Genomic DNA, 15,389 nt, shown 5'->3' on the forward strand with positions numbered 1-15,389 from the left:
AGCAATTAGCAATTAGCAATTACCTGTTCTCATGCAACTGAAAATCGCTATAAAATAAAAGCAGTTAAATATCAAAAAATAGGACGACAATGGGATTTTTTGATTCAGAAATAGTTCAGCAAGAAGCCAAGCAGTTGTTTGAGGATTATCAATCCCTGATCAAACTGGGTAGCAACTACGGCAAATTTGACCGTGAAGGTAAAAAGATGTTCATCTCCCAGATGGAAGCCATGATGGATCGTTACCGCATCTTTATGAAACGGTTTGAGCTTTCAGAGGACTTCATGGCTCAGATGACAGTAGAACAGTTAAAGACACAATTGGGTCAATTTGGGGTAACGCCCCAGCAAATGTTTGAGCAAATGCACTCAACGCTGGAGCGGATGAAGTCAGAACTAGAAAAACAAGTCTAGGGCCGCTCAAAGTCAGAAGCGGGCCGAAAGTTTTCTACTGGTACATTCTGCAAAGCTTGGCTCATAAAATCGCGCCAAACTGGAGCTACCATTGTACCGCCCGTAGCACCGTAGCTCAAAGGTCTGTAATCGTCATTGCCCACCCAAACCGCAACGGCTAACTGCGGTACGTAACCGACAAACCAGATATCGCGCTCCGAAGATGTAGTCCCAGTTTTGCCGGCTGCGGGCCGCCCGATCCTGGCTGCTGTTGCCGTTCCTTGGTTAATCACCCCTTGCAGCACATTATTGAGAGAAGCAGCGGCCCAAGGGTCAAGAACTAGCTTAGGTTTGGGTGTGTTGTCCAGCAAAACGTTGCCGCTGCTGTCAGTTACTTGAGCAATAAAAGTAGTGTCCGATTGCCAACCATTATTAGCAAAGGTAGCAAAAGCCCCAGCCATTTCCAAAGGAGTCAAGTCAACAGCACCCAAAGGCAGAGAAATTACAGGTTCCATCGGACTCTTAATACCCAGAATCCGGCAAACTTCAATTACTTTATTCAGTCCGACTGCCTGACCAATCTTGATCGCCGGCACATTTAACGATACCTCTAAAGCTCTGCGAATACTGACAGCACCAGAAAATCCGCCGCCGCCGTAGTTTTGCGGAGAGTAGTAACCGTCACCATCGCGGTAGCTAACTGGACTATCGTAGACAACAGAATCAGGGGCATATTTGCCAGAGGCAAAAGCAGTATAGTAAACGAAAGGCTTAAAGGCAGAACCAGGTTGTCGCCGAGCTTGAATGGCGCGGTTGTATTGGCTTTTCTTGTAATCTACGCCACCCGCCATTGCCTTAACGAAGTGAGTGCGGGGATCGACAGCCACCAGAGCAATTTGACCTTGATCGTAATCGCGATAAATTCCGTAATTATAAAGACGTTCGTGGGATTCCTTCACCGTAGATTCAGCTAGACGCTGGAGTTTCAAATCGATCGTCGTCTGAACCCGCATCCCCCCCTTGAGAACTGCATCTCGACCGAACCGCTTAGTCAGCTCATCTACCACTGCTTCGGTTACGTAAGGAACCTGACTCTTGCTAAACGAAGTAATCTTTCCCAACTTAATCGGTTGCTTACGAGCGGCACTTTCTTCTTCTGCCGTAATCCATTTAAGCTCCTTCATCCGATTTAAAACAATGAGCTGCCGCTCTTTAGCCACCTCATATTTAACAAAAGGGCTGTACTCTTCGGGAGCTGAAATCAAACCCGCCATCATCGCCCCTTCTGCCAAGGTTAAGTCCGCAGACGACTTGCCAAAATAACTTTGAGCAGCAGTTTCTACCCCGTACAAATTGTGGCCCCAGTAAACCTGATTCAAATACAGATCTAAAATCTGATCTTTCTTAAGAATTTGCTCTAAGCGGATGGCCATCACAGCCTCAGCTATTTTGCGGCTAAATTCGCGCCGAGGAGACAAAAACAGGTTTTTCACTAGCTGCATCGTCATCGTCGAGCCGCCTTCAACGGTTTTGCCTCGCTCCAAGTTGACCAAAAATGCACGCGCAATACCACCAGGGTTAATACCTTTGTGGGTGAAAAAATTACTGTCTTCGATCGCTAAGACTGCTCGCTTCAAGTGGGGCGAAATTTTGTTGAGGGGTACGACATCTCGGTTAGCCTCATCGTGGATACTAGCTATCGGTTTGCCAGTGATGTCATAAATATGGCTCGTTTCTGTGGGAGAGTAGCTTTGCAGGATGCGAACGTCTGGGAGGTTGCGGAAGCTGATCGCTAAACCAACCAGTCCGCCAGCTACTACCGAACTGGCAAGCATCGTGATGCCGAGTATGGTTCCTGCTGTTACTTTACTAACTGACTGAACGAACTCAAAGACGGGAGCCGAGTTTTCCCGCTGGTTATTTTGGATAGCGTTGGTTGACACTTCAGTTCACTTCCTCACTCGATTTGAGATTTAAGATTTGAGATTTGGGGAGAGAGGCGCTTGCGCCTTCTGCTGGCAACAGAGCTTTGGGATTATATTAACTTGATAGTCGTGTGTTTTAAGCTAGAACTTAAGCGTTACTCACTAAAAATCAACCTTTGCGATCGCGACCTTGGGTAGGGCCAGCCAGCCGTCAGGATCGTAATCATAGAAAATGGTAGTGAGTGCTTAAGTTCTGTAAGCATTAATCCAGTGAGTTTAACGAATTCCACCCCGCCTTTGCAAAATATGTCTTCTAATCAAACTTCAACTCTAACTTCCGATTTTTCGCGACTGCTGCGGGGCATCAGCGAGATTTTCCCCAATCAGCCTGATTCTGAGAACCCTGATGAGAATTTAATCCAACGACTGGCAACTACAGACCGACCTTTGCGGATTAAATTAGGTATCGATCCTACTGGAGCCGACATTCACTTAGGACACAGCATCCCTGTTCGCAAACTTCGTGCTTTTCAGGATGCGGGTCATACAGCAGTCTTAATCATCGGTGATTTTACCGCAAGAATTGGCGATCCGACAGGGAAATCTGAGGCCCGCCGCCAGCTAACACCGGAGGATGTGGCTCAAAATGCCCAAACTTACATTGACCAAGTGCGTCCGATTTTAGATTTTGATACCCCTGGACGGTTGGAAATTCGCTATAACTCGGAGTGGCTGTCTAAGCTTGACTTGACAAAAATTTTGGAACTATTGGCGACGATGACGGTGGGGCAGATGCTCGCCAAGGAGGGCTTTGACACCCGATTGGAACAGGGGACTCCGATTTATCTGCATGAGTTCCTTTACCCGTTGATGCAAGGTTATGATTCTGTGGCAGTAGAGGCTGATGTGGAGTTGGGGGGGACTGACCAAAAGTTTAATCTGGCGGTGGGGCGAGATTTGCAGCGCCATTTTCGGATTAGGCCGCAGTTTGGGATGCTAACGCCGATTTTGATCGGGACTGATGGTATTCAGAAGATGTCGAAGTCTCTGAACAATTATGTGGGTTTGTCGGAACATCCGAGTTTGATGTACCAAAAATTGCAACGGGTTCCCGATAATTTGTTAGAGCAATATTTTGAGCTATTGACAGATTTGCCATTGAATGAATTGCCGCCAGATCCGCGACAAAGACAGCAATTGTTAGCCTTTGATGTTGTAAAACAATATTACGATGAGGAGACTGCTATTCAAGCGCGGCAAACGGCGATGACTATTGGTCAAGGTGATACTACACAAGCTGATGCTGTGCCGGAATTTTCTGTGGGAGAGGTCAAGTTTCCCGCGAAGTTGTTTTATATTCTGAGTGCTAGCGGTTTGTGTGCCAGTAGTAATGAAGCTCGGCGGAAGATTCAAGAAAATGGGGTAAAGTTGGATGGCGATCGCGTTTCTGATGTTAATCTTGCTTTTGAGTCGCCTGCTGATTTACAGGATAAGGTTTTGCAGGTGGGGAAAAATAAGTTTGTCCGCTTAGTTCCTTAAAAAAAATCCGTAACGCCGCCATCCTGGCGGTAAGAAACCGCCAGGATGGCGGCGTTACGTAAGTAATGCGTAAGTCCTATTCATATAGGATTGCTATATCAACCGATCATCTTTTTAATCAAATCTACCTTACCCTGATAAGGAGCATAGCGCCATTTCAGATCGAGTAGAAATGATTTTTTCAGGACACTTTTATAATGGGAAAAAGTATCAAAACTCGCCTTGCCATGATAGCTTCCAATCCCACTATCTCCAACTCCCCCAAAAGGTAAAGATGTCACCCCAAATTGCATCACCGTATCATTTATACACACCCCTCCTGACGAAGTTTCATGCAAAACTCGCTGTTGTTTCCCTTTATTTTTCGAGAAAAAATACAAAGCCAAAGGTTTAGGACGAGCATTGATTTTAGCGATCGCTTCCCCTAAATCATCATATTCCAATACTGGCAAGATCGGGCCAAAAATCTCCTCTTTCATCACGGGCGAATCCCAGGAAATCCCATCTATTACTGTCGGAGAAATATATCTATCCTCTAGATTTATCTCGCCGCCAATAATCAATTCTCCCTCTTTCAAAAAATCTGCCAAGCGTCCAAAATGCTTTTGATTGATAATTCGGCAATAGTCAGGACTTTTTGCCGGATTTTCACCGTAAAATTCTTGAATTGATGCCTTAATTGCCTTTAGCAATTCCGGCTTAACTTTCCGATCTACTAACAAATAATCAGGAGCAATACAAGTTTGACCAGCATTGATAAATTTACCCCAGGCAATCCGTTTTGCCGTATATTCAACTTGAATTTCGGAGTCTACAATGCAAGGACTTTTCCCTCCTAATTCCAGAGTTACTGGCGTTAGATGTTTTGCTGCTGCTTCCATCACTACTTGACCGATTTTGATGCCACCAGTAAAGAAGATATGGTCAAATTTTTCTGCTAGTAATTGTTGGCTAATTTCTACTCCACCTTCAACTGCTGCAATATAAGCAGAATCAAAGTTTTGAGAAATTATTTCTGCTACAAGTTTGGAGGTATGAGCAGCTATTTCAGAGGGTTTGAGGATAGCGCAGTTACCCGCCGCGATCGCGCCTACCAAAGGTGACATCATTAACTGAAAAGGGTAATTCCAAGGCCCGATAATTAGCACAACTCCCTTCGGTTCGGGATAAATGCTGGCAGATGCAGGAAATTGATCGATGGAAGTTGGGACTTTCTTCGGTTTTACCCACGATTTTAGGTGCTTAATGGCATGATTGATTTCTGAGACTGTCGCAATTTCAAAATAAGCCTCATACTCTGGTCGATTAAGGTCAGCATTAACAGCTTCTACAATCCGTGATTGATTGAAAGAGATAGCTTCTTTGAGTCGCTTAAGCTGTTCAATCCGAAAGGTTAAGTCTTTGGTCTTGCCAGTTGCAAAAAACTGCCGTTGCCGATCGATCAGGTCGCTGATTGCTACTATGGGATGGTTCATATTTTTGATTTTATATTTATAAATAAATGTTACACCAGTTTATCAAAATAGGGAATCAAGAGGGAAATGCTTTGATTTGATAAAACCGTTTAGTTGCCTTAAATTCCCATAAATTAGCTTGGGTCAAAAAACTATTTAGCAGGACTTACGCACCCAACTAAAGAAACAATGGCTAATGGCTAATTGGTAATGGCTAATTGCTAATGGCTAATGGCTAATTGCTAATTACCCATCTTCCCCATCCTCCCCATCTCCCCCGCTCCCCCTCTCTTCCCCTCTCTTACCCTAGCCCCTAGCCCCTAGCCCCTAGCCTTCACATTGCTGATAAAGCCAAAGCAACTGCTCCCCAAAGGGGTGCATCATCCCCTAAAGCAGCCGGGAAAACATCAAAATGAACTTCTGGCAAAGCAGTCTCTATGGCAACTCGGCGCAACACTTGCCAAAATCTTTCACCCGCTTTCGTGACACCGCCTCCTAACACGAACCGCTGAGGATTAATCAAATTAGCTGCATTGCCGATCGCCACTCCCAAGGCCCAAGCTGCGCGATCGAGTGTTTCTATTGCTAATTCATCTCCCTCTGCTGCTGCTTGACTCACCAATTGAGCGGTAATTGCTTCTTTGCCATCCTTTGCCAGACTCCGCAGAATTTTACCTTGAGAGGGGCGATCGCGCAATTGTGCGATCGCGTCCAAAGCAATGTAGGGCCCCGATGCCAATCTTTCTAAACATCCCCGCTTGCCACACAAACACAAGGGGCCGCTAGGATCTACCACAGTATGACCGATTTCTCCCGCCATGCCTTCTGTCCCCCGCCAAAGCTGGCCGTTGAGTATCCAACCCCCGCCGACTCCCGTACTAACGGTGATGTAAAACAAATTTTCGCAACCCACCCCTGCACCAAAACGGTGTTCTCCCAAAGCTGCAACGTTAGCATCATTATCTACACTGACGGCTACGCCATACTCATCTGCTAACATCTGCCGCAAAGGAACGTTTTCCCAACCAGAGACATGATGCGATAGGCGAATAATGCCTGTTGAGGCATCTACGGGGCCGCCAAAGCTAACTCCGATCGCGATCGGTTTTTCCCCTGGCAGCAAGTCTCTAATTAGCCCGCGTACTAGCCTTAAATCAGTCGTAGCATCGGTTTTGAGCGGGGACATCACCCGCCGCTGCTTTAGCCACTGTCTCTCGCCGACGGCAACAATAGCAGCCGCTAGTTTTGTCCCGCCGAAGTCAAGAGCAAGAATGGGTGAGGATGATTGAGGATACTGTAAAGGTTGAGACATAAATATAGGGGCTAGGGGCTAGGGGCTAGGGGCTAGGGGAAGAGAGGGGAAGAGAGGGGGAGATGGGGGAGATGGGGAGGATGGGGGAGATGGGGGAGATGGGGAGGATGGGGAGGATGGGGAGGATGGGGAAGAGTGGGGAAGATGGGGGAAGATGGGGGAAAGGGGGAAGAGTGGGGAGGATGGGGAAGATGGGGAGGATGGGGGAGATGGGGAGGATGGGGAAGATGGGGAGGATAGAGGAGATGGGGAAGATGGGGGAAGAGGGGGAAGATGGGGAGGATAGAGGAGATGGGGAGGATGGGTAATTAGCCATTAGCGATTAGCCATTAGCCATTAGCCATTACCAATTACCCATTACCAATTATTGATTGTGACTCGACTCACAAGCTCTGAGGGTATCTTCTCACAGGTTTAAAGCGGTTGCGATCGCGCATTTTTACCCAAAACATCACGCTTTCTCCACCCTAAGAATCACGTTGTACTTCTGGGAAACAGGAGATTATAAAAGAGTAGAGTTCAGGAAAAAACCCATGCCTCCAGTCCAACTTCTCCCCGGTGCCATCGCTGAAATGCTTGCTTGTGTAAGCGATACAGGCGTTCTCACTTTAGCCGATCGCTACGGTTTAATGGCAGCAGCTTTTGACGAGTCCCTAAATGATGATGACAGAAGTGCTGCTAACCGCTTACTGCGATCGGTAATCAAAGGTCGTGTGAAAATGGTTAACGAACTCTCCGCAGCAGCCTAAGCGATTAAGTAGAAAACAGCAGACACAAGAGAAAAGAATCGATCTCCTCATTTTGAGAAGCAACCTTGTAAGTAGAAGGAAGAAGGAAGAAGGAAGAAGGAAGAAGGAAGAAGGAAGAGGGATTTAGTTATCTAGGAGAGAAGGAAGAATGTTTATACAGTCAGCTTTTTAGCCATCCTTATCTTATGTTTAATTAGGTGGATTTGCTTAAGTGCGCGATCGCATCTTTCCCGCCTCAAATATTTTTTGATTAAAATCCGTAAAATTCATCTTACAAGTTCATCCGGTTGGGTGATGTGTAAATCTAATTAATTATTTAATCTAAACTCTATATTATTTCCTCTTCGTCTTGTCATTATTTTAAATGAATCGCTCCCTACTAAAATCCGATATTTTATCAGAAGTCAAAGCCTGTCTACACTTAGCAATTCCCTTAGCCGCCGCCCAACTCGCCCAAGCAGCCACCAATTTTTTTGATACCCTGATGATGGGTTGGCTGGGAACTCAAACCCTAGCCGCTGGAGCCTTGGGTGCAATTTCTTTTTCTACTTTTTTGTTAATTACTACAGGCATAATTTCAGTTGTGGGAGCACTCGCAGCCGTAGCTTTTGGTAGCGGAAAAATTGACCGAGTAAGTCGTCTTGCTTGTCAAGGAATTTGGCTATCAACAGCCCTTTCTATACCAGTAATGATCTTACTTTGGTACTCTGGCCCTATCCTGATGCTTATGGGTCAAGAACCGAGCAATGTTATTTTAGCAGAAACATATCTCCGAGCTATTATTTGGGGATTTCCGGCAGCGATGGGATTTGCAGTATTGAAAAATGTTGTTTCCGCACTGAATCAACCCAATTCTGTGATGCTTATTACAGTCAGCGGCGTATTGCTAAATGTAGTGGGCAATTATATACTGATGTTTGGTAAATTGGGTTTTCCTGCTCTCGGATTAGCGGGAATTGGTTGGGCTAGTACGATTTCTTTTTGGGTGACATTCGCAGCAGCGATTAGTTTTATTTTCATAAATCCGAAGTTAAGAAGTTACCAAATTTTTCGTTCCTTGTTTAAGTTCGATCTCAAATTATTTCGGGAACTTGTTCGCACGGGATGGCCAATTGGTATACTATTTACAGTAGAAACTGGATTGTTTGCAATCACCACTTTATTGATGGGATATTTGGGAACGGTTACTTTAGCTGCTCATCAAATTGCTTTACAGACAGCAGCAATTACCTTTATGGTTCCCGTAGGTATTTCCTATGCAACGACGATTAGAGTTGGGCAAATGGTAGGGCGCAACGATGCTGAGGGTGCTAGACTTTCGGGATATGTAGGTATTGGCATCGGGGTTTGTTTTATGACTTGCACGGCGCTACTTTTCTGGACTATTCCCGATAAAATTGTTGCCATGTATATTGATACCAATAATCCTGAAAACTTGAGTGTAGTTAAAACTGCCATTTCTTTATTAGGAGTTGCAGCAATGTTTCAAATTTTTGATGGAATGCAAGTAATTGCTGCTGGTGCTTTACGGGGTTTGAAAGATACAAAAGTGCCGATGTTGATCGGCTTTTTTTCCTACTGGTGCGTAGGATTATTCAGCGGTTATCTACTCGGAATCCAACTGAATTGGGGCGGTGTGGGTTTGTGGTTAGGTTTAGTATTGGGACTAGCTGTTACTTCTGTCACTTTAACTTGGCGTTTCACTGTTGTTTCTGGGGAATTAAGGAGAAGTTAATTGTTAATGATTAATGGTTTACTTCTTTTCGCTTGAGATTAAGCTAAAGATTTGCCATGTAAAGATTTTTATCTCGCACCAGAGGAACTAAATAATTTGATAAGAGCAGCAGTCCGATCTGGTGTATGATAGAGCCACATCATCGGTAATATGTATGGGTCGTCTTACCAATCGTGCTTTTGATATCCTACGGGCAGAAGTTGATCGATGTGCCGCCGCTGAAAGTTTCGGGGGTCAAGTGCAGCAGCAGATTGTGATGAAGCGGTTAGAGAAACTGCGATCGCAATCAGGCAACTTTGCTTCGGCGGAAGAATTACGCGAGACAGTGAAAGATATATTTCCTAATTTTAGCAAGAAGGCGATCGATGCAGCAGCCAAAGCCAATCGTCCAGCGGGGATATTAACTAAAATAGCTTGGGTCGGTACTTTTGTAATTGGGGCGGCAGGTTTTATTTCCGTACTCAATCTGCCTTTTCCGATGATTAGATGGCCAGTAGCGAAAACAGCACCGATATTATTGTTACCTAGCTACATTAGCATGGATTACAACTATCGGCAAGCGATCGCGAAAGTCGAACAAGCAGATCAACTTGTTAATAAAGCTACCGCTAGTGCAGATTTCGATTTAGGGGAAATTAAAGCTAAAGAAGCACAAAAGCATCTCGACGCTTTACCAGTTTGGTTTTTAGGATATTATCCTAGAGCCTACTGTACTTTTTTTGGTTGTACTTGGCGATTTACCTTCGATGAATTTGAAGCCGCACGCAAAAATATAGGGCGCATGGAAGCCCAAATTTTCCAGCAGAAAAATGCCCTAACTCAGCTAACTAAAACAGAACAAGAACTTAATACAGCCAAACAACAATATCAGCAAGCAAAAACGGCCCCAGATCGGCAAAAAGCTAGTGCAGCTTGGCAAAGTGCCATCGATCAGTTGGATGAAATTCCTAACGAAACTTTGGCGGGAGAAATGGCCGGGAAAAAACTGCAAGCTGCTAAAAGAGACTTTCAAGAAGTTGGTGGTGTCGCTACTGGAAGTCAACTTACTGATAATTTAATTGAAGCAGCAAAAGAATTTGGGATGTCAGCCGCAGTTGCTTCTCAAAATCCTCCGCATTCTGCCGAAAAATGGGAACAAATAGCAGATTTATGGCAAGAATCTATCCAGCGACTTGAGCAAGTGAGTTCCGATAATCCCGGTTATCTTGATGCTCAAAATAAATTAGCTCAATATAAAACAAATTTGGGGACTGCACAGTTAAGGCTGAAAATTGAGGAACAATCGGCAGAGGCTTTAAATGAGGCAAAATCAGCGATTGCAGATTGGCAAAATTTAGCTCTTTCTGAGAGTCCAGATCGCGGTAACTTAGTTGGTAAACTGCGCGAAATAATTAACAAGTTGGAAAATATAAAACCTGGGACAACTACATATTTAGAAGCTCAAAAACTGCTACAATTTGCTAAGAAAAAGCAGCAGGAGTTGCAGAGGTAAAAGACGACTTATTTCTCTGGAAATTTATATTTTTTGGGCGAACTACACAGGACACAAAGGCACAGAGTATGTTTTCAGATATTCAAAATCATTGGGCGAAAGAATGTATACTCCAATTGGCGGAACGATCGCTCGTTAAAGGCTATAGTGACGGTACTTTTCGCCCAGCAGCGCCCCTCACCCGTGCCGAATTTGCCTCCTTGATGGTTGGTGCTTTTGGCAATTCTCCAGAAGTGCAGAAAGCAGTGACATTTAAGGATGTTCCTAAGAATCACTGGGCGTGGAAATTCATTCAAACAGTTTCTAAAAAGAGATTTTTTAGTGGTTATCCCGATGGAACTTTTCGGCCAGAACAGCCTATTTTGCGCGTGGAAGCTATTACAGTAATTGCATCAGCGCTCAATTTACCAATTCCTAAATCGCCAGAAGTAACTTTAAAAAATGTCTTTGACGATGTGGCTGAAATTCCTAATTATGCTAAAAATGTGATGGCAGCAGCAACTCAAAGAGCGATTGTTGTCAACTATCCTAATGTCAGAATGCTCAGACCAAATCAAAACGCTACCAGAGGCGAAGTAGCTGCTTTATTGTGTCGGGTCTTAAGAATTTATGCCGTTGCACCGGAGTATATAGCTGTTAGTATTGCAGGTACTGCAACACCGCGCCCTATCTTCGATCGTACCCCGGAAATCATAGAAAGTTACTTTGGAATTCCTATATCCGGGCTAACTAATGGAAGTATAACTTATGCTTCAACAGCTATTAAGCGTTTTTGCAGTCCGAATACTAAAAATATAAATTTTTCCGTATATTTTGAAAACAGCAAAGCTCGGAGGATATCTTTTGACCCTGTTTGGGATGAGGATAACAGCAGTGAAGTAGATATTAAAAAAGTATTTGAGTATGTTTTTGGCTACCCACCTCCTATTTGGAAAGACCGTACTCAAGCGATGCAAGGTCACGAAGGTTTTCATACTTATGAATATTGTTTAGGAGATGGAGTAGCAGTATCTTGGACGGAGAATCGATTCGGAACGGTTGATATTCTCTTATCCTATGATTCCACCTGTGAGCCTCCTTACAATTAGCAATTAGCAATTAGCAATTAGCCATTAGCCATTAGCCATTAGCCACTACCAAGTCGGATCGAAATTAAGATTTACTGTCATTTGTTCGCGTCCTCTGGGAACTCCTGCGATGCAAGCACAAATGATATTACCGCCATCAACTTCTACCTCGCAAGCGTGACAGGAGCCCATTAAGCAACCTGTAGGAATGCAAACTCCCGCGCGTTCAGCTACATCCAGCAAAGCCTCTCCCGCCTCAGCTTCAATTGTTATATCATCTGGTAAGAAATGAATTTTCATTTTCTAAGCAACTTATTGACTAACAACCAACAACCAACAACCAACAACCAACAACCAACAACTAACAACCAACAACCAACAACCAACAACTAACAACCAACAACTAACAACCAACAACTAACAACTAACAACTAACTAACTCAAAACGTGCTTTAAATCCAAGTGACTTTCTATTGTATCTGCGAGAGAATCTAAAAGAGCTTCCCGCTGTTCGCGATAGTTAGGAATACCAGTAGGTAAAGCTTGTAAACCTCTTTGCTGGCGCAAATGATTTAACCAAGAACGCCGCCAAGCGCCATTATCAAAAATACCGTGTAGATAAGTACCCCAAACTGATTGAGAATTATTAATAACCCCTAAACCAGTGTCGTCAAACAAAGGTTTAGTCATATCAGCCTGTAGCAATTGAGTTCGTCCTTGATGAATTTCATAGCCTGCAACAGGTAAACCAGGTTGCGGATAATTGGAAGTTACTACTCGCTGACGTGCAATTTTCATCGGAGCCATAATGGTTTTTAATGGCAATAATCCTAGTCCATCGCATTGTCCTATTTCGCCTTCAATGCCATCTGGATCTGTAAGAACTTGTCCTAACATTTGAAAGCCTCCGCAAATTCCCATGACTGTACCCCCTGCACTCATGTAGTTTTTAATAGCTTCTGCCATACCCGTTTGTCGGAGTACGATCAAATCAGAAATTGTGGTTTTAGAACCAGGGATAATTACTGCATCTGGATATCCTAAAGAATCTTTAGGGTTAATATATTTTACTGTGACTGTAGATTCTGATTCTAATGGGTCAAAATCTGTAAAATTAGAAATTCTAGGCAGGCGAATGACAGCAATAGTAAGATCGGAATGGGAATTGGTAGAGCGGCGCTCTAGTAAAGTTAGGGAATCTTCGGCAGGGAATACTTCATCTATCCAGGGAATAACGCCAGCTACGGGAATACCTGTGCGCTCTTCTAACCAGGTAATACCGGGCTGTAAAATTGAGCGCTGACCTCGAAATTTATTAATTACAATGCCCTTAATTAAAGCTCGTTCCTCTGGTTCTAGTAACTCTAAGGTGCCGACGACGTGAGCAAAAGCTCCGCCTCTGTCAATATCAACTACTAGCAGGGTTTTAGCCTTGAGATATTTCGCTACCCGCATATTAGTTAAGTCGCGATGTTTAAGATTAATTTCCGCAGGTGAACCAGCTCCTTCACAAATTACTAAGTCAAATTCGTGTGATAAAAATTCGAGGGATTCTTGGATTGCTTGCCAACCGATATCAAAAAATTGTTCGTAGTATTGGGCCGCTTTGACATTGGCTACGGCGCGGCCTTTGATAATAACTTGGGAAGTCATATCCCCTTGCGGTTTTAATAAAATTGGGTTCATTTCTACCCAAGGGGCAATGCCAGCCGCCCAAGCTTGTACCGCTTGAGCATAGCCAATTTCACCGCCATTAGCTGTAACATACGAATTCAAGGCCATATTTTGACCTTTAAAGGGAGCAACGCGCCAACCACGACGAGATAGAAGCCGACATAAGGCGGCGACGAGTAGAGATTTTCCTGCGTGGGAGGTAGTACCCACAACCATAATTGCTTTCATAAATAGTTAACCTAGCTATTAGTTATTAAGTTGGAAATTTTCGGCAAAGGAATTTAAAGATTTGACTATCTCAATTATAAGCGTTAGGGAGTTAAAAATTAAGAATTAACAACTCGGAATTGACGCACTATCGACTGAGAACAATGGGTGGCGATTAGTGTACTTCGCTTGTAATGACAGACAGGACTTACGCATTCATTTATGCAATTGTACCATTGCAGAGATGAATGCGTCAAAAGCGGTCGATCCCTATACTTAAACTAAAAGGGTAGTCGCAGCCAACGGCTTAAGGTATTGTAAATGCGATCGCGCCAAGAAGGGGGCGGTAAAATGTCTCCTTGCTGTTGGAATTTCTCGATCAGTTGGCGGCCTAATGGGGTGAGACGGAAACTATCGGTGATTCCCTGTCCATCTACTTCTCGCCGCAGTACGCCGACTTGGATTAGCCAAAGTAGGGAGTTTTCGGCGGTTAATTCTGATAGGGGCGATCGCGTATAGCCGCTTTCAACACCGGGATGTGATGCGATCGCGCCAAGAAAAACGCTGGTTTGGCGCATTGTCTTGAATAATTGTAATTGAAAAGGAGCACAGCGGATCGCGCGATCGGCTCTTTCTACGGTGCGGCTGGGGTAATTAATAGATTTAAGTTCTGAGGAGGGGAGAAAAGTCATTGATTTGCCTGTCAATTAGGTATTATATTCTTTATTGTTACCGATTTCAAAATCAAAATGGAAACGCTGTACGCTCCTCAAAGAATTAACCTCGTATAGGATTAATCTAGAAAATGTATTATTCTATATTATGACACATTAGACAAGTTCGGCTGTAAAAATAATTCTCAGATCGCCACTCTCTAGTTCACAGAATCCCAAAATCAATTAAACTATCCTTATAAACCACAAGAAAAACAAAACTATGACCTTACCAGTTGGGTGTGCTGCTCCTCCTTTTACCGCCAAAGACACAAACGGTAACACCGTTTCCCTATCCGACTTTGCCGGTAAAACCGTAGTCTTATATTTCTACCCCAAAGACGATACTCCTGGCTGCACGAGAGAAGCCCAAAGTTTCAAAGCCGCCCACACCCAATATCAAACTAAAGATATGGTAGTGCTAGGTGTTAGCCGCGATAACGAAAGTTCTCACAAACTCTTCACAGAGAAATACGGTTTACCTTTTACGCTATTAGCCGATGTTGATGGGGCAATTACTAAAGCTTACGATGTCGAAAAAGGTGATTATTCTAAGCGTGTCACCTTTGTCATCGATAGCACCGGCAAAATCACTCAAGTTTATGAAGGTGAAACGCTCAAAGTAGATACTCATGCTCAAGATATCTTAGCTGCAATTAGCTAATTTTTAGTGATTTTCCAACCGTAACGCCACCCTGCTTATTTTACCGCCCAGAGGTGGCGCTACAATAACAATAAAAATATCAACTCCAAACCTCAGTTAAATCCAAAATAAACCCAGGTAAGACATCCTCACCTGACAAAATAGAAGGATTATCCAGCACTATCTAGATTTCTTTCCCTGTCTCGCTTCCCGTCGGTGGCATCACTATTAATTCTCCGGTAGCAGTTCGTTTTAATTGTAAATCTTGATTTGCTTGCGCTAACTCAAAAAATTGCTCGTGAGTAACTGTAAGTGTTAGTGTTGTTGGGATATTGACTGCAATGGCTTGCATAATGTTTACTGGTGTCATACTTCTGTCCTAAAATTGACCCAATGCTTTCAGCTCCATCCAAATTGTACAAAATTTCAATCTAAAGCTACTCAGCAGACGTAAAGTTAGTATGGGCAGTTTTGTTAAAGCTTGTAC

General features: G+C 43.9%; 15 protein-coding genes. 8 read left to right on the plus strand and 7 right to left on the minus strand.

Annotation, left to right across the window (positions count from 1 at the left end):
- Positions 1–89: 89 nt before the first annotated feature.
- The gene (locus OSCIL6407_RS0117865; RefSeq protein ID WP_007358030.1) at positions 90–413 is read left to right on the plus strand and encodes a DUF1825 family protein; all 324 of its coding nucleotides are present in this window, start codon (positions 90–92) and stop codon (positions 411–413) included.
- On the opposite strand, the gene OSCIL6407_RS0117870 is transcribed toward OSCIL6407_RS0117865, so the two are convergent.
- On the minus strand, positions 410–2,335 hold the full coding sequence (locus tag OSCIL6407_RS0117870; protein WP_007358031.1) for a transglycosylase domain-containing protein: 1,926 nt from the start codon (positions 2,333–2,335) through the stop codon (positions 410–412). The genes OSCIL6407_RS0117865 and OSCIL6407_RS0117870 overlap by 4 nt on opposite strands.
- 288 nt (positions 2,336–2,623) lie before the next feature.
- Between OSCIL6407_RS0117870 and tyrS the strand changes: the two genes are divergently transcribed.
- Complete coding sequence (gene tyrS / locus OSCIL6407_RS0117875; protein WP_007358033.1) at positions 2,624–3,856, plus strand: tyrosine--tRNA ligase; 1,233 nt, start codon at positions 2,624–2,626, stop codon at positions 3,854–3,856.
- Between the two features lie 98 nt (positions 3,857–3,954).
- Here the strand turns inward: tyrS and OSCIL6407_RS0117880 are convergent, their stop codons facing one another.
- A complete protein-coding gene (locus tag OSCIL6407_RS0117880) occupies positions 3,955–5,331 on the minus strand; it encodes an aldehyde dehydrogenase (RefSeq protein WP_007358034.1) in 1,377 nt (458 codons plus the stop codon).
- 313 nt (positions 5,332–5,644) lie between these two features.
- On the minus strand, positions 5,645–6,622 hold the full coding sequence (locus tag OSCIL6407_RS0117885) for an ROK family protein (RefSeq protein WP_007356490.1): 978 nt from the start codon (positions 6,620–6,622) through the stop codon (positions 5,645–5,647).
- Between the two features lie 154 nt (positions 6,623–6,776).
- On the opposite strand from OSCIL6407_RS0117885, the gene OSCIL6407_RS37855 reads away from it, so the two are divergent.
- From OSCIL6407_RS37855 to OSCIL6407_RS0117910, 5 genes are all read left to right on the plus strand, one after another.
- Positions 6,777–6,908: a hypothetical protein gene (locus OSCIL6407_RS37855; protein WP_267879555.1), complete on the plus strand. Its 132-nt coding sequence runs from the start codon at positions 6,777–6,779 to the stop codon at positions 6,906–6,908.
- 247 nt (positions 6,909–7,155) lie between these two features.
- Positions 7,156–7,371, plus strand: a complete 216-nt coding sequence (locus tag OSCIL6407_RS0117895; protein ID WP_007356095.1) for a hypothetical protein — start codon at positions 7,156–7,158, stop codon at positions 7,369–7,371.
- A 364-nt stretch (positions 7,372–7,735) separates the two neighbouring features.
- Positions 7,736–9,106 (plus strand): MATE family efflux transporter, encoded by a 1,371-nt coding sequence (locus OSCIL6407_RS0117900; protein ID WP_007356094.1) that lies wholly within the window; start codon positions 7,736–7,738, stop codon positions 9,104–9,106.
- A 154-nt stretch (positions 9,107–9,260) separates the two neighbouring features.
- Positions 9,261–10,598, plus strand: a complete 1,338-nt coding sequence (locus tag OSCIL6407_RS0117905; RefSeq protein ID WP_007356093.1) for a hypothetical protein — start codon at positions 9,261–9,263, stop codon at positions 10,596–10,598.
- A 68-nt stretch (positions 10,599–10,666) separates the two neighbouring features.
- Complete coding sequence (locus OSCIL6407_RS0117910; protein WP_007356092.1) at positions 10,667–11,686, plus strand: S-layer homology domain-containing protein; 1,020 nt, start codon at positions 10,667–10,669, stop codon at positions 11,684–11,686.
- 45 nt (positions 11,687–11,731) lie between these two features.
- Here the strand turns inward: OSCIL6407_RS0117910 and OSCIL6407_RS0117915 are convergent, their stop codons facing one another.
- The 3 genes from OSCIL6407_RS0117915 to OSCIL6407_RS0117925 all read right to left on the minus strand — a co-directional run bounded on the left by OSCIL6407_RS0117915 (position 11,732) and on the right by OSCIL6407_RS0117925 (position 14,238).
- Positions 11,732–11,965 carry a 2Fe-2S iron-sulfur cluster-binding protein gene (locus OSCIL6407_RS0117915; RefSeq protein ID WP_007356091.1) on the minus strand — a complete coding sequence of 78 codons (234 nt, stop codon included), beginning with the start codon at positions 11,963–11,965 and terminating at the stop codon, positions 11,732–11,734.
- A 135-nt stretch (positions 11,966–12,100) separates the two neighbouring features.
- Positions 12,101–13,567, minus strand: coding sequence for a cobyric acid synthase CobQ (cobQ, locus tag OSCIL6407_RS0117920; RefSeq protein WP_007356090.1), 1,467 nt, complete (start codon positions 13,565–13,567; stop codon positions 12,101–12,103).
- 260 nt (positions 13,568–13,827) lie between these two features.
- The gene (locus tag OSCIL6407_RS0117925; protein ID WP_007356089.1) at positions 13,828–14,238 is read right to left on the minus strand and encodes an Npun_F0494 family protein; all 411 of its coding nucleotides are present in this window, start codon (positions 14,236–14,238) and stop codon (positions 13,828–13,830) included.
- Between the two features lie 244 nt (positions 14,239–14,482).
- Here OSCIL6407_RS0117925 and OSCIL6407_RS0117930 point away from each other — a divergent pair, with 244 nt between their 5' ends.
- Positions 14,483–14,923, plus strand: a complete 441-nt coding sequence (locus OSCIL6407_RS0117930; protein ID WP_007356088.1) for a peroxiredoxin — start codon at positions 14,483–14,485, stop codon at positions 14,921–14,923.
- A 163-nt stretch (positions 14,924–15,086) separates the two neighbouring features.
- Here OSCIL6407_RS0117930 and OSCIL6407_RS30885 read toward each other — a convergent pair whose 3' ends face one another.
- On the minus strand, positions 15,087–15,272 hold the full coding sequence (locus tag OSCIL6407_RS30885; RefSeq protein WP_019487511.1) for a Uma2 family endonuclease: 186 nt from the start codon (positions 15,270–15,272) through the stop codon (positions 15,087–15,089).
- Between the last annotated feature and the right edge of the window lie 117 nt (positions 15,273–15,389).

The organism is Kamptonema formosum PCC 6407, assembly GCF_000332155.1.
GTDB lineage: Bacteria > Cyanobacteriota > Cyanobacteriia > Cyanobacteriales > Microcoleaceae > Kamptonema > Kamptonema formosum.